The 18,363-nt window shown below is 56.9% G+C and carries 18 protein-coding genes; 9 read left to right on the plus strand and 9 right to left on the minus strand.

The window, feature by feature from the left end:
* Positions 1 to 46 precede the first annotated feature (46 nt).
* The 3 genes from purC to dapA all read right to left on the minus strand — a co-directional run bounded on the left by purC (position 47) and on the right by dapA (position 2,799).
* The gene (gene purC / locus AC2TE5_RS16445; RefSeq protein ID WP_023332985.1) at positions 47 to 760 is read right to left on the minus strand and encodes a phosphoribosylaminoimidazolesuccinocarboxamide synthase; all 714 of its coding nucleotides are present in this window, start codon (positions 758 to 760) and stop codon (positions 47 to 49) included.
* A gap of 109 nt (positions 761 to 869) precedes the next feature.
* Entirely contained in the window at positions 870 to 1,904 is a 1,035-nt protein-coding gene (gene bamC, locus AC2TE5_RS16450) for an outer membrane protein assembly factor BamC (RefSeq protein WP_213328091.1), read from the minus strand.
* 16 nt (positions 1,905 to 1,920) lie between these two features.
* The gene (gene dapA / locus AC2TE5_RS16455; protein ID WP_008501633.1) at positions 1,921 to 2,799 is read right to left on the minus strand and encodes a 4-hydroxy-tetrahydrodipicolinate synthase; all 879 of its coding nucleotides are present in this window, start codon (positions 2,797 to 2,799) and stop codon (positions 1,921 to 1,923) included.
* A 145-nt stretch (positions 2,800 to 2,944) separates the two neighbouring features.
* Between dapA and AC2TE5_RS16460 the strand changes: the two genes are divergently transcribed.
* Both AC2TE5_RS16460 and bcp read left to right on the plus strand, forming a co-directional pair.
* Entirely contained in the window at positions 2,945 to 3,514 is a 570-nt protein-coding gene (locus AC2TE5_RS16460; protein WP_029739969.1) for a glycine cleavage system transcriptional repressor, read from the plus strand.
* Positions 3,514 to 3,984 carry a thioredoxin-dependent thiol peroxidase gene (bcp, locus tag AC2TE5_RS16465; RefSeq protein ID WP_032659360.1) on the plus strand — a complete coding sequence of 157 codons (471 nt, stop codon included), beginning with the start codon at positions 3,514 to 3,516 and terminating at the stop codon, positions 3,982 to 3,984. The genes AC2TE5_RS16460 and bcp overlap by 1 nt, the downstream gene beginning before the upstream one ends.
* 95 nt (positions 3,985 to 4,079) lie before the next feature.
* On the opposite strand, the gene AC2TE5_RS16470 is transcribed toward bcp, so the two are convergent.
* Positions 4,080 to 5,144 (minus strand): AI-2E family transporter, encoded by a 1,065-nt coding sequence (locus tag AC2TE5_RS16470; protein ID WP_213328090.1) that lies wholly within the window; start codon positions 5,142 to 5,144, stop codon positions 4,080 to 4,082.
* A 221-nt stretch (positions 5,145 to 5,365) separates the two neighbouring features.
* On the opposite strand from AC2TE5_RS16470, the gene bepA reads away from it, so the two are divergent.
* Together bepA and arsC are read left to right on the plus strand one after the other, a co-directional pair.
* Positions 5,366 to 6,829, plus strand: coding sequence for a beta-barrel assembly-enhancing protease (bepA, locus tag AC2TE5_RS16475; protein WP_213328089.1), 1,464 nt, complete (start codon positions 5,366 to 5,368; stop codon positions 6,827 to 6,829).
* Positions 6,830 to 6,847: 18 nt separating this feature from the next.
* Positions 6,848 to 7,204, plus strand: coding sequence for an arsenate reductase (glutaredoxin) (gene arsC / locus AC2TE5_RS16480; protein ID WP_023308762.1), 357 nt, complete (start codon positions 6,848 to 6,850; stop codon positions 7,202 to 7,204).
* Here the strand turns inward: arsC and AC2TE5_RS16485 are convergent.
* Positions 7,201 to 8,025: a transposase family protein gene (locus tag AC2TE5_RS16485; RefSeq protein ID WP_484612026.1), complete on the minus strand. Its 825-nt coding sequence runs from the start codon at positions 8,023 to 8,025 to the stop codon at positions 7,201 to 7,203. The genes arsC and AC2TE5_RS16485 overlap by 4 nt on opposite strands.
* Before the next feature lie 146 nt (positions 8,026 to 8,171).
* Here AC2TE5_RS16485 and celB point away from each other — a divergent pair, with 146 nt between their 5' ends.
* From celB to AC2TE5_RS16500, 3 genes are read left to right on the plus strand one after another with little or no spacing between them, the layout of a single operon-like run.
* Entirely contained in the window at positions 8,172 to 9,491 is a 1,320-nt protein-coding gene (celB, locus tag AC2TE5_RS16490) for a PTS cellobiose transporter subunit IIC (RefSeq protein WP_484612027.1), read from the plus strand.
* Between the two features lie 3 nt (positions 9,492 to 9,494).
* Positions 9,495 to 10,451, plus strand: a complete 957-nt coding sequence (locus tag AC2TE5_RS16495) for a glycosylasparaginase (protein ID WP_484612028.1) — start codon at positions 9,495 to 9,497, stop codon at positions 10,449 to 10,451.
* Complete coding sequence (locus AC2TE5_RS16500) at positions 10,451 to 11,869, plus strand: leucyl aminopeptidase family protein (protein ID WP_484613354.1); 1,419 nt, start codon at positions 10,451 to 10,453, stop codon at positions 11,867 to 11,869. The genes AC2TE5_RS16495 and AC2TE5_RS16500 overlap by 1 nt, the downstream gene beginning before the upstream one ends.
* Before the next feature lie 86 nt (positions 11,870 to 11,955).
* Here the strand turns inward: AC2TE5_RS16500 and AC2TE5_RS16505 are convergent, their stop codons facing one another.
* From AC2TE5_RS16505 to AC2TE5_RS16520, 4 genes are all read right to left on the minus strand, one after another.
* Entirely contained in the window at positions 11,956 to 12,657 is a 702-nt protein-coding gene (locus tag AC2TE5_RS16505) for a DnaA inactivator Hda (protein WP_211438414.1), read from the minus strand.
* 96 nt (positions 12,658 to 12,753) lie between these two features.
* Positions 12,754 to 14,043, minus strand: a complete 1,290-nt coding sequence (gene uraA, locus AC2TE5_RS16510; protein ID WP_148242414.1) for a uracil permease — start codon at positions 14,041 to 14,043, stop codon at positions 12,754 to 12,756.
* A gap of 83 nt (positions 14,044 to 14,126) precedes the next feature.
* The gene (gene upp, locus AC2TE5_RS16515) at positions 14,127 to 14,753 is read right to left on the minus strand and encodes a uracil phosphoribosyltransferase (RefSeq protein ID WP_023308769.1); all 627 of its coding nucleotides are present in this window, start codon (positions 14,751 to 14,753) and stop codon (positions 14,127 to 14,129) included.
* A 217-nt stretch (positions 14,754 to 14,970) separates the two neighbouring features.
* Positions 14,971 to 16,401 (minus strand): 6-phospho-beta-glucosidase, encoded by a 1,431-nt coding sequence (locus tag AC2TE5_RS16520; RefSeq protein WP_484612029.1) that lies wholly within the window; start codon positions 16,399 to 16,401, stop codon positions 14,971 to 14,973.
* A 266-nt stretch (positions 16,402 to 16,667) separates the two neighbouring features.
* Between AC2TE5_RS16520 and purM the strand changes: the two genes are divergently transcribed.
* Entirely contained in the window at positions 16,668 to 17,705 is a 1,038-nt protein-coding gene (gene purM / locus AC2TE5_RS16525) for a phosphoribosylformylglycinamidine cyclo-ligase (protein ID WP_032643593.1), read from the plus strand.
* Complete coding sequence (gene purN / locus AC2TE5_RS16530) at positions 17,702 to 18,343, plus strand: phosphoribosylglycinamide formyltransferase (RefSeq protein WP_484612030.1); 642 nt, start codon at positions 17,702 to 17,704, stop codon at positions 18,341 to 18,343. The genes purM and purN overlap by 4 nt, the downstream gene beginning before the upstream one ends.
* The last annotated feature ends 20 nt before the right edge of the window (positions 18,344 to 18,363 follow it).

Raw genomic sequence — 18,363 nt, forward strand, 5'->3', positions numbered from 1 at the left:
GGGTAAGACGCCAAAGGATGGAAACATCCTTTGGCAAGTGAGGGAGTTAGTCGAGCTTAACGCCTAAACGGTGAGCAACCGCTTCGTACGCTTCAATCAGGCCACCCAGGCTCTGACGGAAACGGTCTTTGTCCATTTTATCCAGGGTTTCTTTATCCCACAGGCGGCTACCGTCCGGTGAGAACTCATCGCCCAGCACCACTTCGCCTTTGAACAGACCAAACTCCAGCTTGAAGTCGACGAGGATCAGGCCCGCGTCATCAAACAGTTTTTTCAACACGTCGTTGGCTTTGTAGGTCAGCTCCTGCATACGCGCCAGGTTCTCTTTGCTCACCCAGCCGAAGGTTTCGCAGTAGGATTCGTTGACCATCGGGTCGTGCATGGCATCGTTTTTCAGGAACAGATCGAACAGCGGTGGATTCAGTTCGATACCTTCTTCAATGCCGAGACGCTTCACCAGGGAGCCCGCCGCACGGTTACGAATAACGCACTCAACCGGAACCATATCCAGTTTTTTCACCAGACATTCCGTATCGGACAGCAACGCTTCCATCTGGGTCGGGATACCCGCTTCGGCCAGCTTGGTCATAATGAAGTGGTTGAACTTGTTGTTCACCATGCCTTTACGATCGAACTGCTCAATGCGTGCGCCATCCCCTGCTGACGTATCATTGCGGAACTCGAGCACCAACAGATCCGGGTTTTCCGTGCTGTATACGGTCTTCGCTTTGCCACGATACAACTCAGCTTGCTTCTGCATCTTCATTACTCCTGGTGTGATGATTTGTGTTCAAAACTGGGGATATTATGCCACGCACACGTTTGCGTAGCACTAAAATAAAAAGGGCTGGATTCACCAGCCCTCGTATTTATTTGCTGAATGCTGCCTGGAAGACAGCGACCAGCGCATCGTTCTGCGACTGGGTCAGCGTGTGACCTTTTGGATCGATAAACTGCAGACTGCTGCGGTTATCAAGGTCGCCTACCTGAATCTTGTAGTCACCGGAGGCAAGCTGAGGATCTTTCGCGCCCAGTTCCTGCCATGCGCTGTCGGAGAGCGGCTTATACGTTGCCGTCATGCTGCCGGTCGAACGCGTGCTGTCGGTCACTTTCATGCCCACTTTTTCCAGCGTCGCTGGCAGACGCTGCCAGGTCTGGTTAAACGGTGCACGAACCACCAGCATTGGCAGGCCGGTATCATCCGCACCGCTTTGCACATCGAAGGTCGCGCCGTTGCGGCTCTGCGCGGCGTTGGCGGCATCAGTAGCGGTCTTATCCAGACCCGCGGCAATCACGTTCAGCATTTCGGTGCTGTAACGCTGCAGGGACGCGGCATCCGCAACCGGTTTACCCGCCTGCTCCAGGTTCAACAGCTTAACGTTAACCGCCTGCTGATAACCCTGTGGTTTTACGGAGACTTGATAACGACCGCGGTACTGCTGGTCTTCATCCAGACGGTTCCATTCGATCCAGTCGGTTGTTAACGTCTGGCTTGCGTCATCGCGTTTATCGATGGTGTAGTTCTTCGACTGAATGACGCTGACAACCTGCGGCCACAGGGTGCTACCGCGCGCGCTCTCAACCATCAGAGACGCCGTATCACCGGTGAACTGGGTACGCGCCCCGTTGACCAGCGCCAGAGGCTGTGCTGGCGGACGAATATCAAGCGCTTTACCGACCAGGCCGCTGCCGTTGGTCACGGGAATATTATAATCGCCGTTCTGAATCGGCAGGATCATACCAGCCGGTGCGTGAAGTTCAGCAAGCGGGGTCGCATCCAGATAGGATTCATCACCGCTCACCTGGCGCTTGTAGCGCGAGTCTGAACTACAGGCAGCGAGCAGCATAACAAGCGAAACACTCGCAACCTTCGCCAGGCGCGACTTCTGTACTGAATAAGCCATCAAATCTCCCTAAACTCTACAGCAAACCGGCATGCTTCAGCGCCGCCCTGACGATGTCACGACCGTGGTCGGTAATCGGTGTCATTGGCAAACGCAGCGTATCGGTTGCTACAAGCCCCAACTCCTTACATGCCCATTTCACTGGGATCGGATTGGGTTCGACAAATAATTTATTGTGCAGCGGCATCAGACGCTGATTAATGACACGCGCTTCATCAAAGTGACCGGCTGCGGCCAGTTTGCACATTTCTGCCATATCGCGCGCCGCAACGTTTGCCGTTACGGAGATCACGCCATGGCCACCGAGCTGCATAAAGTCCAGCGCGGTCGCATCATCACCACTCAACAGGATAAAGTCGTCTGAAACCAGCTCTTTGATCTGATGAACGCGGCTTAAGTTCCCTGTTGCCTCTTTAATACCGATAATATTTTTTACTTCCGAGAGACGACCAACGGTTTCCGGCAGCATATCGCAACCGGTACGGGACGGCACATTATACAGAATTTGTGGCAAGTCAGTATGTTCAGCGATGGCTTTGAAGTGCTGGAACAAACCTTCCTGAGTAGGACGGTTGTAATAAGGGGTCACCGTCAGACAGCCAACGATGCCGCTGTCGTTAAAACGTTTGGTCAGGCTGATAGCTTCTGCGGTTGCATTCGCCCCTGTCCCCGCGATGACCGGAATACGTCCGTCAGCCAGTTCCAGGGTCAGCATCACCACATCGCCGTGCTCGTCGTGGCTCAGCGTTGCGGATTCACCGGTAGTCCCTACCGAAACGATCGCCGAGGTTCCATTGGCGACATGGTAATCAATGAGCTTCTTCATGCTTGACCGGCAGACATTACCTTTTTCATCCATCGGTGTAACAAGCGCGACAATACTTCCCGTGAACATGAGCCATCCTCTGTGCGAACAAGAGCCTCAATGTTACGTTTGGAACTGTAATAAAAGCAAGCGACCTGAGGCTCTCAGGCGGTTGTATGCATGTTTTTTTTATGCTTTCCTTAGGAAGACTTAACCATGCAAAGGAAGAACAGGTTTGACAACCTCATCACAACATTACCTGGTTATCACTGCGCTGGGTGCCGACAGGCCGGGTATCGTGAACACCATCACCCGCCACGTAAGCAGCTGCGGCTGTAATATCGAAGACAGCCGTCTGGCTATGCTTGGCGAAGAGTTCACATTTATTATGTTGCTTTCCGGGACATGGAACGCCATTACCTTGATTGAATCGACCCTGCCGCTGAAGGGGGCCGAACTGGATTTGCTGATTGTCATGAAGCGCACCACGGCGCGTCCGCGTCCGGCACTGCCTTCTACCGTCTGGGTGCAGGTTGAAGTACCTGATTCTCCGCATCTGATTGAGCGTTTCACGGCGCTGTTTGACAGTCATCAGATGAATATTGCCGAACTGGTTTCCCGTACGCAGACAAGCGATGACCAGGGTCTTCCGGTGCTGTTTATTCAAATTACCGCGCACAGCCCTGCCTCGCAGGATGCGTCAAATATCGAGCAAGCGTTCAAAGCCCTCTGTACAGAATTAAACGCGCAGGGCAGTATAAGCGTCGTCAATTATTCGCAGCACGAACAGGATGGAGTTGAGTAATGAACCCACTGAAAGCCGGTGACATCGCACCGAAATTTAGCTTACCGGATCAAGACGGCGAGCAAGTAAATTTGACCGACTTCCAGGGACAGCGTGTTCTGGTCTATTTCTACCCGAAAGCCATGACCCCCGGCTGCACCGTACAGGCCTGCGGCTTACGCGACAACATGGACGAGTTGAAAAAAGTCGGCGTGGAAGTGCTGGGTATCAGCACGGATAAACCAGAAAAGCTGTCACGATTTGCTGAAAAAGAGCTGCTGAACTTCACGCTGCTTTCTGATGAAGACCATCAGGTGTGCGAGCAGTTCGGCGTCTGGGGCGAGAAGACGTTTATGGGTAAAACCTACGACGGCATTCACCGCATCAGCTTCCTGATTGACGCTGACGGTAAAGTTGAGCATGTGTTTGACGACTTCAAAACCAGCAACCACCACGACGTGGTGTTGAACTGGCTGAAAGCAAGCGCCTGATAAACAGCAAAACGGCAACCTGGTTGCCGTTTTTAGTATTTTCCCCCTCTCCCCGTGGGAGAGGGCCGGGGTGAGGGCACCAGCCCGCACAAAACCTATTTCTCTTCCACCGCCGGCACATCCGGCCACGCGTGGACCACGGCTTTAATCAGCGTCGCCAGCGGAATCGCAAAGAACACGCCCCAGAATCCCCACAGCCCGCCGAAAATCACCACGGATAAGATAATCACCAGCGGATGCAGGTTCACCGCTTCGGAGAACAGCACCGGTACCAGCAGGTTACCGTCCAGCCCCTGAATAATCAGGTACACCGCGAAGCAGCTCCAGAACTCGGTCCCCAGTCCAAACTGGAACAGCGCGACCCCAATAACCGGAATGGTCACCACAAACGCGCCGATGTACGGAATCAGGACCGACAGCCCCACCAGCACCGCCAGCAGCAGCGAGTAGTTCAGGCCGAAAATCAGGAAGCCAATCCAGGTGGCGACCCCCACGACAATCATCTCCAGCACCTTGCCGCGAATGTAGTTGGTGATCTGCTGGTTCATCTCTTCCCAGACCTGCCCTGCCAGCCCGCGGTTGCGCGGCAGAATACGGCGCACGGCGTTGAGCATCTGGTCTTTATCTTTCACCAGGAAGAAGACCATCAGCGGCACGAGGACAAGGTAAACCGCCAGCGTCAGCAGCCCGACCAGCGAGGCCAGAGAGTATTTCACCACCGAATCGCCCATCGTCATGATGCGGGCGCGCATATTTTCGGCCATCGCGTCGATAATCCCGGCGTCCATCAGGGCCGGGTAACGGCGCGGCAGCGTGGCGGCAAAATCAGAAAGCTTGTTCAGCATGCCGGGCATATCGCGAATAAGGTAGATCCCCTGCTGCCAGGCCACCGGCATCACCACAAAGGCCATTAACAGCAGGATGCCGACAAACAGCACCAGGACGATGCTGGTCGCCCAGCGTCGGGAACAGCCGATGTGTTCCAGTCGCACCGTTGGCCACTCCAGCAGGTATGCCAGCACAATCGCCACCAGCAGGGGCGCGAGCAGGCCGCTGAAGAAGAACAGAATACCGAACCCGGCAACCAGAATAACCAACAAAGCAATGGCTTCCGGGTCGCTGAACCGACGCCGGTACCACTGCATTAACATTTCGAGCATACAACCCTTCCCTGAATCGAATGGCGGGAGTGAGACGGTGAATTGTATCTAACTGTCACAAAAAAGACTTTCGCTTTTTGTATCCCGATCGCAATCCGCAAAAGCCTGATGAATGGGATTTTCTTCATGCTGTAACACGGCTACACTCGCAGAGCAGCAGAGATGAACGATATGCCGGTTCATCGGTCAAATTAGCACATCCAACATACAGGACAGTGGTTATGTTCAGGCAGTTGAGAAAAACACTGGTTGCAACACTGATAGCCGCGGTGACGGTCGGTCAGGTGTTGCCCGCTTTTGCTGACTCGTCCGATTCATTGCCGGACATGGGCACCACAGCAGGAAGCACGCTCTCTATTGGGCAAGAGATGCAAATGGGGGATTACTATGTTCGCCAGCTGCGCGGCAGCGCCCCGCTGATTAACGACCCTTTGCTGGTACAGTACATTAACGGGCTGGGGATGCGTCTGGTTTCGCACGCCGACTCGGTAAAAACGCCCTTCCATTTCTATTTAATCAATAATGACGAAATCAACGCCTTCGCCTTCTTTGGCGGTAACGTGGTGCTGCATTCGGCGTTATTCCGTTACTCTGACAATGAAAGCCAGCTGGCCTCGGTGATGGCGCACGAAATTTCGCACGTCACCCAGCGCCACCTGGCGCGTGCGATGGAAGACCAGAAGCGTAACGCCCCCCTCACCTGGGTGGGCGCGCTGGGCTCTATTCTGCTGGCGATGGCCAGCCCGCAGGCCGGGATGGCAGCCCTGACCGGTACGCTGGCGGGAACGCGCCAGGGGATGATCAGCTTTACCCAGCAAAACGAACAGGAAGCGGACCGCATCGGGATTCAGGTGCTGCAGCGTTCGGGCTTTGACCCGCAGGCCATGCCGAGCTTCCTCGAAAAACTGCTCGATCAGGCACGTTACTCTTCCCGTCCGCCGGAAATCCTGCTGACGCACCCGTTACCTGAAAGCCGACTGTCGGACGCGCGTAACCGTGCCAACCAGATGCGTCCGGTCGTGGTCCAGTCTTCACAGGATTTCTACATGGCGAAGGTGAGAACCCTGGGGATGTACAATTCCGGGCGTAACCAGCTTACCAGCGACCTGCTGGACACCCTGGCGAAGGGCAACGTGCGAGAGAAAAACGCCGCGCAGTATGGTCAGGCGCTCCAGGCGATGGAAGCCAGCAAATACGACGAAGCGCGTAAAGCGCTGCAACCGCTTCTGGCGGCCGATCCGAACAACCCGTGGTACCTCGATCTGTCGACGGATATCGATCTGGGGCAGAAGAAAACGGCCGATGCGATCAACCGTCTGAAAGGGGCAAAAGACGTCCGTACCAACCCGGTGCTGCAGCTTAACCTGGCGAACGCTTACTTACAGGGCGGCCAGCCTGGCGAAGCGGCGACCATTCTGAACCGCTACACCTTTAATAATAAAGACGATCAAAACGGCTGGGATCTGCTCGCTCAGGCGGAAGCCCAGCTCGGCAACCGCGATCAGGAGCTGGCGGCGCGTGCCGAAGGTTTTGCCCTGGTGGGCCGCCTCGATCAGGCGATTTCCACGCTCAGCAGCGCCAGCTCGCAGGTCAAACTCGGCAGCCTCCAGCAGGCCCGTTACGACGCGCGTATCGATCAGCTGCGCGGCCTGCAGCAGCGCTTTAAGCCGTACGAGAAGATGTAATAAAGGAGAATTCACGTCATGACAGACGCCGTAAAAATCTATCACAACCCTCGCTGCTCCAAGAGCCGCGATACCCTGAGCCTGCTAAAGTCTAACGGCGTTGAGCCGGAGGTGGTGCTGTACCTCGACACCCCGCCCGACGCGCAAACCCTCCGCCAGCTGCTGCACATGCTGGGAATGGGCAGTGCAAGAGAGCTGATGCGCCAGAAAGAAGATCTGTATAAGTCGCTTAACCTGGATGACAGCCGCCTCACCGAGGCTGAGCTGATCCAGGCGATGGTTGAAAATCCAAAGCTGATTGAGCGCCCGATTGTGGTGGCGAACGGCCAGGCGCGCATTGGACGTCCGCCGGAAGACGTGCTCGAGATCCTCTAGTCCTGATGCCGCAGCGCTTCCAGAAAGGCCTGCGGCGTACTCTCTCCCAGCTTTTTCTGCGTTTTTCCCCGGTTGTAAAATTCGCACAGCTTAATCAACAGCTCGCCTGCCAGCTCACTGTTCAGACGTGGGATGATTTCACATAGCGGCAGAGCAACCTGAACGGCGCGGCATTGCCGTGGATGCGCAGTTACGGTGGTATTGCGCTCCTTTAGCTTCACCTCTAAACCAAAAGTCTCAACAGATTGAATATCCGCCGGACAGGCTTCCAGCGCGTCGTTCACCCAGTGGGCCAGCAACTGCGGAGAAATGCCCGCGTACAGCCGGGCGTAGCACCAGCCGCTCACGGGTTCACGCGCCCAGAGCAGATGCTGTTCCCCGCCATCGTCCATATGCAGAGACAGAGGCTGATGATGTAACAGGAGTTTTTGCGGCACGATGCCTGCCTTCAGCGCCTTTTTCCCCTGCAACGTCGCGCCCTTCTGCTTTACCGAAGCCGGTTTAAGGTAGCGGTTCAGGGTCGCGCGGGAGACGGCGATCCCGAGTCCGTTATTGACCATCTGCAGCAGTTCGTCCAGCGGGGCGCCCGTGATATCCCGCAGGGCATTGACCAGCGCAACCTGCTCCTGTCTCAATGCTTTGTGTATCACTTTTGGCGTCGTATGGTTATCCGAAACCTGCTCGCGGTTGCGCCAGCGCCTGACGGTAGTGACCGAAATACCCAGCTCCGTGGCCAGCTCTCTATCGCTTTTATCTGACTGCTGAAGATAGCGACGGATGCGCGGCGTCGTGGTGGCATTAGCATGCAGTTTAATTTCCATCGCAGGATCCTTAGAACCAATCTCATGAGATTTATACTACACCAGCGATTGCTTTGTGACCGATTTCACCTTTCGCTCGCCGCGCTTCACTGATAATCCCCAGACATAACACAAACAACACCCCTCAATCTTGTACGGAGTTCACAATGAACAATGTTCTGGGATTTCTCGAAGCAAAACTGATGCCGCTGGCGGCCAAAACGGCCCAGCAGCGTCATCTCGGGGCCATTCGCGGCGCCTATGTCTCCTTCATGCCGTTTATCATCGTCGGCTCTATTCTGCTGGTGATCTCGTCGTTCCCGAATCAAGCCTATCAGCAGTTTATGTCTCAGGCCTTTGGTGAGAGCTGGAGCGCCATTATCGAAATCCCGTTCAACGCGGTGTTCTCCACCATGTCGCTGTTCATCAGCTTCCTGGTCGCCTTCCGCCTGGCGGAACACTACGGTGAGGATCGCATCTCCTGCGGCATCCTGGCGCTGGTCGCCTTTCTCATTCTGACGCCCTTTATCAAAGTGGCGGAAAACGGCGGTATCACCGTCATTCCGGTGGAGTGGATTGGCAGCAAAGGGCTGTTCGTGGCGATGATTGGTTCCCTGCTGTGGACGGAGCTGTTCTGCTGGCTCAAGCGCAAAAAACTGGTGATCAAAATGCCGGACGGCGTGCCTCCGGCGGTGCAGGAGTCGTTCGCCGCGCTGATCCCGGCCCTGCTGGTGATGATTCTGGTGCTGGCTATCCGCATCGTGTTTGAAAACACCCACTACAACACCATCCACCAGTTTATTTACGAAGTGGTTGCCACGCCGGTGCGCCACTACGGCACCTCCTACTTTGGCGCGCTGATGACGGTGTTCAGCATCACCATTCTGTGGTCAGTGGGCATTAACTCCGGATCGATGATCAACGGCATCATTCGCCCGCTGTGGATGGAGAACCAGACCGACAACATCGCCGCGATTCAGGCAGGCACGACGCCGCCGCACATTATCACCGAACAGTTTTTTGACATGATCTGGATGGGCGGCGCGGGAGCCACGCTGTCGCTGGTGATTGCGATGCTGATTTTCGCCCGCAGCAAAAACATGCGTGAAGTGGCGCGCCTCGGCGCCGGGGCGTCGGTGTTTAACATCAACGAACCGATCCTGTTTGGCCTGCCGGTGATCATGAACCCGATCATGCTTATCCCGTTCAACCTGGTGCCGCTGGTGCTGGTCACCGTGCAGTATGTAGCGATGAAGATTGGCGCGGTTGCCGTCACCACCGGGGTGTTTATTCCCTGGACGCTGCCGCCGGTCATCAGCGGTTTTATCGTCACCGGGCACCTGAGCGGCAGCGTGATGCAGCTGATCAACCTGCTGATTGGCGCCATGCTGTACCTGCCTTTCATGCGTATCGTGGACAAACAGTACCGCGCGGCGGAAATGACCACCGTTACGCAAACCGACACCACCCTTGCAAAACAGGAGTAAAGCATGTGGGGAATTATCGCGACCTGGAGAATGGCGCTTGAAGGCGTTACGGAGTCTGCGTCTGCGCTGGCTGCGGGGAACCCGGTCTCCGCTGCGGTGGTGGATGCCGTCGCCGCCGTCGAAGACTTTCCGTTTTATAAATCCGTCGGCTACGGCGGGCTGCCCACCGAAAACGGCGAGGTGGAGCTGGACGCCGCCTACATGGACGGCGATACGCTGGCGTTTGGTGCCGTGGGCAACCTGGTGGATATCGCCAACCCGGTGCGCGTGGCGCATGCTTTAAGCCGCCAGCGCTACAACAGCCTGCTGGTCGGCCAGGGCGCGCGGGAATGGGCACTGAGCCAGGGCTTTGCCGACAAAACCATGCTCACTGACCGCGCCATGCAGCACTACCGCAAGCGCTGCCGCGAAACGCTGGATAAGGGCTTGAGCCCTTACGATGGGCATGACACCGTCGGCATTATCGGCCTCGATAAGCAGGGCTCGATGAGCGTCGCCACCTCCACCAGCGGCCTGTTCATGAAAAAGCGCGGTCGACTCGGGGATTCACCCATTATTGGCTCCGGCTTTTACTGTGACAGCGAAACCGGCGCCGCCACCGCCACGGGCGTTGGTGAAGATCTGATGAAAGGCTGCACCAGCTACGAAATCGTCCGCCGCATGGCGCAGGGGATGACCCCGCAGCAGGCGGCGGATTCGGTGGTATTCGAACTGGAGGACAAGCTGATGTCGCGCTTTGGCCGCGTGGGCGATCTCTCCGTGGTGTGCATGAACAACAGGGGCGAATTCGGTGCCGCCACCAACATCAAAACCTTTTCGTTCGTGGTGGCGACGGCTTGCCAGCCCCTCACCGTTTTTCGTACCGAACGCCTGCGGGAGAAAACGCACTTTCACGCCGTGGATGAGGAATGGATGCAGGCCTACGCCGCGCGGATCCGCGCGCCGATTGAGGAGCAATGATGATTACGTATCAGTTTATCGCCGCGCTTTCTGACGCGGCTCCGCAAAGCCATTTGATTGCCTCCGCCTCCTGTACGCATTTGCCCGAAACGTCGCTGGTCGCGGAAATGCGCGAGTCTGCCAGCATTGCTGACACCCGCTTTGGCTGCGCCCCGTTTGCCCGGATCACCCTGCTGCCCGATGCGCTCTGGCAGGATAGCCTGACCGAAGAATTACTGGCGGCGCTGCGCCCGCTGCTGGCCTCGCCCGTCAGCCCCGAGCTGATACTGGACGTTACCGATATCGACGATGTGGTGCTGGCGCAGGTGCTGCGTTTTCTCTTTAATCAGGCGCACAGGCTAAGCGATTTGCAGTTGAAGAAAACCCGTGACAGCGTCCGTCTTGAGCGCATCACCGCGCTCTGTTTACCCGAACAGCATGACCGACTGGCGGTTATTTTCCGCCAGCAGCAGGCCATCGCCCGCGGCATGGTCGCGGCGCGACGCCTGGCGGATATCCCGTCCGACCGCTGCACGCCGCAGTTTGTAGTGGAAGAGGCGCAAAAACTGTGTGCCGCCTTCCCTGCCCTGAGATCTGAGGTGCTGGATGAAAAGCAGATCGTTGAGCAGGGTCTGGGGCTGCTGCACGCCGTCGGCAAAGGGGCAACCTGTCCGCCGCGCCTGCTGGCGATTCATTATGACGGTGCCAGCGACGACCCGGTGCGCTGCTATGTGGGTAAAGGCATTACCTTTGATACCGGCGGCCTGTGGCTAAAGGAAGGTGCAGGCATGTACACCATGAAATACGATATGTGCGGTGCGGCTAACGTGCTGGGCCTGATGCTGACCGTCGCAGAGCTGGGGCTTCCCGTTCGCATCATGGGCGTGCTGGCGCTGGCAGAAAACGCCATCGGCCCGGACGCCATGCAGCCCGGCACGGTAGCAACGGCCTGCAACGGGACCACCGTTGAAATCAACAACACCGATGCCGAAGGCCGACTGGTGCTGGCGGACGCCATCGCCTGGGCCAGCCAGCGCCATCCGCAGGCGCGCTATATTATTGATATGGCGACCTTAACCGGTGCGGTCGTGAAGGCGCTGGGGTATGAGCTGAGCGGGCTGATGACGCAGGATGAACCGCTGCGCGCGGCGCTGATGCTGGCGGGTAAGCAGAGCGGCGATGAAGTGTGGTCCCTGCCGCTGGATGCGCGGCTGAAAAAGCAGACCGACAGCGCGATTGCCGATCTGTGCAACACGCCGAGCAACAATGCGGCGATCAGCGCCTCGGCGGCGTGGCTGCTGCATCACTTCTGCCCGCCAACTATTCCGTGGGCCCATCTGGACATTAGCGGGACGGCGCTGTGGCGTGAAAACGGACGGAGCGTGGCGTCGGGAAGACCGATTCCGCTTTTGGTTGAGCATCTGATGGGGGATCTTTAGCCGGGTGGCGGCTGCGCCTTACCCGGCCTACAAAGTGCAGCGGGTTTTGTAGGCCCGGTAAGCGCAGCGCCACCGGGCGAACAAACTCAAAGCTTGAGAATATCTTTCACAAACGGAATGGTCAGCTTGCGCTGGGCGGTAATGGAGGCGCGATCGAGCTGATCGAGCGTGTCAAACAGCGTGCGCATTTCCCTGTCCAGGCGCTTGAGCAAGAAGCGCCCCACGTCCTCCGGCAGCTCAAACCCACGCTGCTTAGCGCGCAGCTGTAACGCCTGAAGCTTATCTTCATCCGACAGCGGCTGAAGCTTGTAGATTTGCCCCCAGTCCAGACGAGACGCCAGGTCCGGCAGCCCCAGATTGAGCTGGCGAGGCGGACGATCGCCGGTGATCAGCAGCCGGGTTTTACCCGATTCCAGAATGCGGTTGTAGAGGTTGAAGATCGCCATTTCCCACGGCTCATCCCCCGCCACGCATTCGATATTATCGATGCAGACCAGCGAGAGATGTTCCATTCCCTCAAGCACCTCAGGCACGAACCAGGTACGTTTATCCAGCGGCACATAGCCTACCGCGTCACCGCGCGCCGAAAGCTCCGCGCAGGCGGCATGCAGCAGGTGGCTGCGCCCCGCGCCTTCGCGTGACCAGATATAGATGTATCCGCTGTGATCCTGGCGCAGCACGTTTTGCAGTGCAGCCAGTAAAGAGGGGTTATCACCCGGCCAGAAACTCGCGAAAGTTTCGTCGTCAGGGAGATAGAGTGGCAGAGAGAGCTGTGCCGGTCCGTTCAGAAATACCTCAACCAGAGATCCTACGTAAAATCGGAATGGAGTTTAACACGGAACCTGCAAGGAGAGAACCGGGCGATCCCTCGCCCGTTAATACGATCAGTGTGACGCTTTTTCGCTGTCGTCCGCGTCCAGAATTTCTTCTTCCGGGCGGATGACCGAGATCAGCTTGAAGATCAGGCTCAGGCCCACGCCGACGATGGTCGCCAGCGCCATGCCCTTCAGCTCCGCTGCACCAATGTGCACCTTCGCGCCGCTCACGCCGATAATCAGGATCACCGAGGTCAGGATCAGGTTTTGCGCTTTGCTGTAATCCACTTTGGATTCAATCAGCACGCGAATACCGGAGGCACCGATCACGCCGTACAGCAGCAGAGAAACCCCGCCCATCACCGGTACAGGAATGATCTGAATCGCTGCCGCCAGCTTGCCGACGCAGGAGAGCAGAATGGCGATGATCGCCGCGCCGCCGATAACCCAGGTACTGTAGACGCGGGTAATCGCCATCACGCCGATGTTCTCGCCGTAGGTGGTGTTTGGCGTAGAGCCGAAGAAACCGGAGATGATGGTGGAGAAACCGTTCGCAAACATGGAGCGGTGCAGGCCCGGGTCGCGGATTAAATCGCGCTTAACGATGTTCGCCGTCACCACCAGGTGGCCGACGTGCTCCGCAATCACCACCAGCGCCGCAGGCAGAATGGTGAAGATCGCAAACCATTCGAAGCGTGGCGTATAGAAGGTTGGCAGGGCGAACCAGTGCGCCTGAGCAATCGGGGTGGTGTCCACCACGCCCATCACGAAGGAGAGCGCATAGCCCGCCAGCACGCCGATCAGGATCGGGATAATCGCCATGAAGCCGCGGAACAGCACGGAGCCAAACACCGTTACGCCCAGCGTTACCAGCGAGATGATAATGGTTTTGGAATCCGGTGACTGACCGTCAGCAGGCAGCAGACCGGCCATATTCGCCGCGACGCCCGCCAGCTCAAGACCGATGACGGCAACGATTGCGCCCATCGCCGCAGGGGGGAACATCACGTCCAGCCAGCCGGTACCGGCTTTCTTCACAATGAAGGACACCACGCAGAACAGGACGCCGCACATGATAAAGCCGCCCAGCGCGACTTCATAACCCAGCGGCAGCAGCAGTAACACCGGCGAGATAAAGGCGAAGCTCGACCCGAGATACGCCGGGATTTTGCCTTTACAGATAAAGAGGTACAGCAGCGTACCAATGCCGTTGAACAGCAGCACGGTAGCCGGGTTAATGTGGAACAGGATTGGCACCAGCACGGTTGCGCCAAACATGGCGAACAGGTGCTGCAAACTAAGCGGGATAGTCTGTAAAAGCGGCGGTCTTTCACTCACCCCGATAGCACGGCGCGTCATAGTGTTTTCCTCTGTGTAGTATTGTTGGCGTTTTATTCAAAAAAAAGCCGACTATCAAAGTCGGCTTATTTATCGTTATTCGATTATTTCGTACCAAAAATCTTATCGCCGGCATCGCCGAGCCCCGGGATGATGTACCCGTGCTCGTTCAGGCCCTGGTCGATAGAGGCGGTATACAGCTCAACGTCCGGGTGCGCTTTTTCCAGCGCCGCGATCCCTTCCGGAGCGGCAACCAGTACCAGCACCTTAATGCTGTTACAGCCCGCGTTTTTCAGCAGGTCGATGGTAGCGATCATAGAGCCACCGGTCGCGAGCATTGGGTCAACCACCAGCGCCATGCGCTCGTCGATGTTAGACACCAGCTTCTGGAAGTAAGGAACCGGCTCAAGGGTTTCTTCGTTACGGTAGATCCCGACCACGCTGATACGCGCGCTTGGCACGTGCTCCAGCACGCCTTCCATCATGCCGAGACCGGCACGCAGGATTGGCACCACGGTAATTTTCTTACCTTTGATCTGCTCAACCTGCACCGGGCCGTTCCAGCCTTCAATGGTGACTTTTTCTGTTTCCAGATCAGAGGTCGCTTCGTAAGTCAGCAGGCTGCCGACTTCAGATGCCAGTTCGCGAAAACGCTTCGTGCTGATGTCATGCTCACGCATCAGGCCCAACTTGTGTTTAACGAGTGGGTGTTTCACTTCCACAATCTTCATTCTCTTTCTCCTCTGAGGTGGCGTCCGCAAAAAAATCGCGGGATTATACCGCTTTTTTCGGATTAGACCATACCCATGTTGCTTGACAGGGATCAAGCAAAGACAAAAAACCGGAGATACGTCTCCGGCTTAAGTGCGAGGTTCTGTCCGGTGGCGCTAACGCTTACGCGGGCCTACGTGTAGTGTAGGTCGGGTAAGCGCTAGCGCCACCCGACAATTACAGGTTATCGCCGTTGCTCGCAATCACCTGCTTATACCAGTCGAACGATTTCTTCTTACTGCGGTTCAGCGTGCCGTTCCCTTCGTTATCTTTATCGACAAAGATAAAGCCGTAGCGTTTTTTCATTTCGCCCGTTCCGGCAGACACCAGGTCGATACAGCCCCACGGGGTATAGCCCATCAGGTCTACGCCATCCTCCACCACCGCTTTTTTCATCTCGCGAATGTGGGCGGCCAGGTAGTCAATGCGGTACTGGTCGTTCACCGTGCCGTCGCTCTCCTGCACGTCGATCGCGCCAAAGCCGTTCTCAACGATAAACAGCGGCAGCTGGTAGTGATCCCAGAACCAGTTGAGGGAGTAGCGAAGCCCCACCGGGTCAATCTGCCAGCCCCAGTCGGATTTCTGCACGTACGGGTTAGAGACCAGGCTCTTGCTTTCGTCGTAGTCCAGCTGCGGGTTGTCCGGCGTCGCCTTGGTAGCGAAGGACATGTAGTAGCTGAACCCGATGTAGTCCACGCAGCCCTGCGTCAGCGCCGCTTTATCTTCTTCGGTAATATCCAGCGCGAAGCCGCGACGTTCGAAGTAGTTGAGCAGATGCTGCGGGTATCTGCCGCGCACGTGCACATCGGTAAACCAGTAGCGGCGGTGCATGGCGTTCATCGCCATCATCATATCGTCCGGCGCGCAGGTCAGCGGATAGATAGGACACATGGCAATCATGCAGCCAATCTGCAGCGACGGGTTAATCTCCCGCCCCGCCTTCACCGCCAGGGCGCTGGCCACCAGCTCATAGTGCGCCGCCTGGAACATCACCGGCTCGCGGTCTTCACCCGGCGCGTACTTCAGCCCGGAGTTCGTGAACGGGGCAAAGTCTTCGTGGAAGTTGGCCTGGTTGTTGATCTCGTTGAAGGTCATCCAGTACTTCACCTTATGCTGGTAGCGCTGGAAAACCACTTTTGCGAAACGAACGAAGAAGTCGATCAGCTTACGGTTGCGCCAGCCGCCGTATTCCGTGACCAGATGGAAAGGCATTTCGAAGTGCGACAGGGTGATAACCGGTTCGATGCCGTGCTTCAGGCACTCGTCGAACAGATCGTCATAAAATTTCAGGCCAGCCTCGTTAGGCTCGCGCTCGTCCCCTTTCGGGAAGATCCGCGTCCAGGCAATAGAGGTGCGGAAGCATTTGAACCCCATCTCGGCAAAGAGTTTGATGTCTTCCTTATAGCGGTGGTAGAAATCGATGGCTTCATGGTTAGGGTAATTTTTCCCGTCCAGCACGCCGTTGGTGATTTCACGCGGCACGCCGTGCGCGCCCGCGGTCATCACATCGGCCACGCTCACGCCCTTGCCGCCCTCTTTCCAGCCGCCTTCCAGCTGATGCGCCGCAACGGCCCCACCCCACAGAAAACCTGCTTTAAATCCTGACATTCGCTTTCCCTCATTCTGCGTTATTTTCTGCAAAAACAATTACAGAAACCGGTTTCAGTTCGATGATGTGCAAAGGGAATAACCGTTGCAAGCAGTTCTCAGAAACCGGTTTCATTTTCGTGAACGGAGTCAAGTTTGGCTGCATTACCGGGGCACATAGAAAAAAAGATCCCCACGTCCAGAATAGGCTCGCAAACGTTTGCCTGGACTGTTAGAATTGCGCCGATTTTTCTTACTAGCTATGCAATCGCGTGGGGATTTAAGCCGTGACCAACAAAACTTCTCTCAGCTACAAAGATGCCGGTGTTGATATTGACGCAGGTAATGCGCTGGTTGACCGAATCAAAGGTGTGGTGAAAAAAACCCGCCGCCCGGAAGTGATGGGTGGTCTGGGTGGCTTCGGCGCACTGTGCGCGCTGCCGCAAAAATATCGTGAACCTGTTCTGGTCTCGGGTACCGACGGTGTAGGCACTAAACTGCGCCTGGCGATGGATTTAAAGCGTCACGACACGATCGGTATCGATCTGGTCGCGATGTGCGTGAATGACCTGGTGGTTCAGGGCGCAGAGCCGCTGTTCTTCCTCGATTACTACGCGACCGGCAAACTGGACGTGGATACCGCTGCCAGCGTGATTAGCGGTATCGCCGAAGGCTGCCTGCAGTCCGGCTGTGCGCTGGTCGGTGGTGAAACCGCGGAAATGCCGGGCATGTATCACGGCGAAGATTATGACGTCGCGGGCTTCTGCGTCGGCGTAGTAGAAAAATCAGAAATTATCGACGGCAGCAAAGTGGCCGATGGCGATGTGCTGATCGCGCTGGCCTCCAGCGGCCCGCACTCCAACGGCTACTCCCTGGTGCGTAAAATTCTCGAAGTGAGCGGCTGTGACCCGCTGACGACCGAACTCGACGGTAAACCGCTGGCCGACCATTTGCTGGCGCCGACCCGCATCTACGTGAAAAACGTGCTTGAGCTTATCGAGAACGTCGACGTTCACGCTATCGCTCACCTGACCGGCGGCGGCTTCTGGGAAAACATCCCGCGCGTCCTGCCGGACAACACCCAAGCGGTGATCGACGAATCCTCATGGCAGTGGCCGGCCGTGTTTAACTGGCTGCAGACCGCAGGCAACGTGAGCTCTCACGAAATGTACCGCACCTTTAACTGCGGCGTGGGCATGGTTATCGCCCTGCCGGCAAGCGAAGCGGATAAAGCGGTTAAGCTGCTGACTGAAAAAGGTGAAAACGCGTGGAAAATCGGTACGATTAAAGCATCCGATTCCGAACAGCGTGTGGTCATTGAATGAAAAACATCGTGGTGCTCATTTCCGGCAACGGAAGCAATTTGCAGGCAATCATAGACGCCTGCAAACAGAAGAAAATCAATGGCACCATTCGGGCAGTTTTCAGCAACAAGGCCGACGCGTTCGGCCTTGAGCGCGCGCGGGAAGCAAACATTCCTGCGCACGCGCTGGAAGCCAGCCAGTTCGCCGGGCGTGAAGCCTTTGACCGCGAGCTGGTGCATGAAATTGATGCCTACGCGCCGGACGTGGTCGTGCTGGCGGGCTATATGCGTATTCTGAGCCCGGCCTTCGTCGAACACTTCTCTGGTCGTCTGCTGAATATCCACCCTTCCCTGCTGCCGAAATATCCCGGCCTGCACACCCATCGTCAGGTTCTGGAAAACGGCGATGAGGAGCACGGCACCTCCGTGCATTTCGTTACCGACGAGCTGGACGGCGGTCCGGTGATCCTGCAGGCCAAAGTCCCGGTCTTTGACGGCGACAGCGAAGAAGATGTGACCGAACGCGTGCAGACCCAGGAACACGCCATCTACCCGCTGGTGGTGAGCTGGTTTGTCGACGGGCGTCTCGAGATGCGCGACGGCGCAGCCTGGCTGGACGGCGTGAAGTTACCCCCGCAGGGTCATGCGGCGGAAGAGTAGTTTGTTATGTCGGGTGGCGC

It is taken from the genome of Enterobacter sp. N5-15 (genome assembly GCF_057221635.1).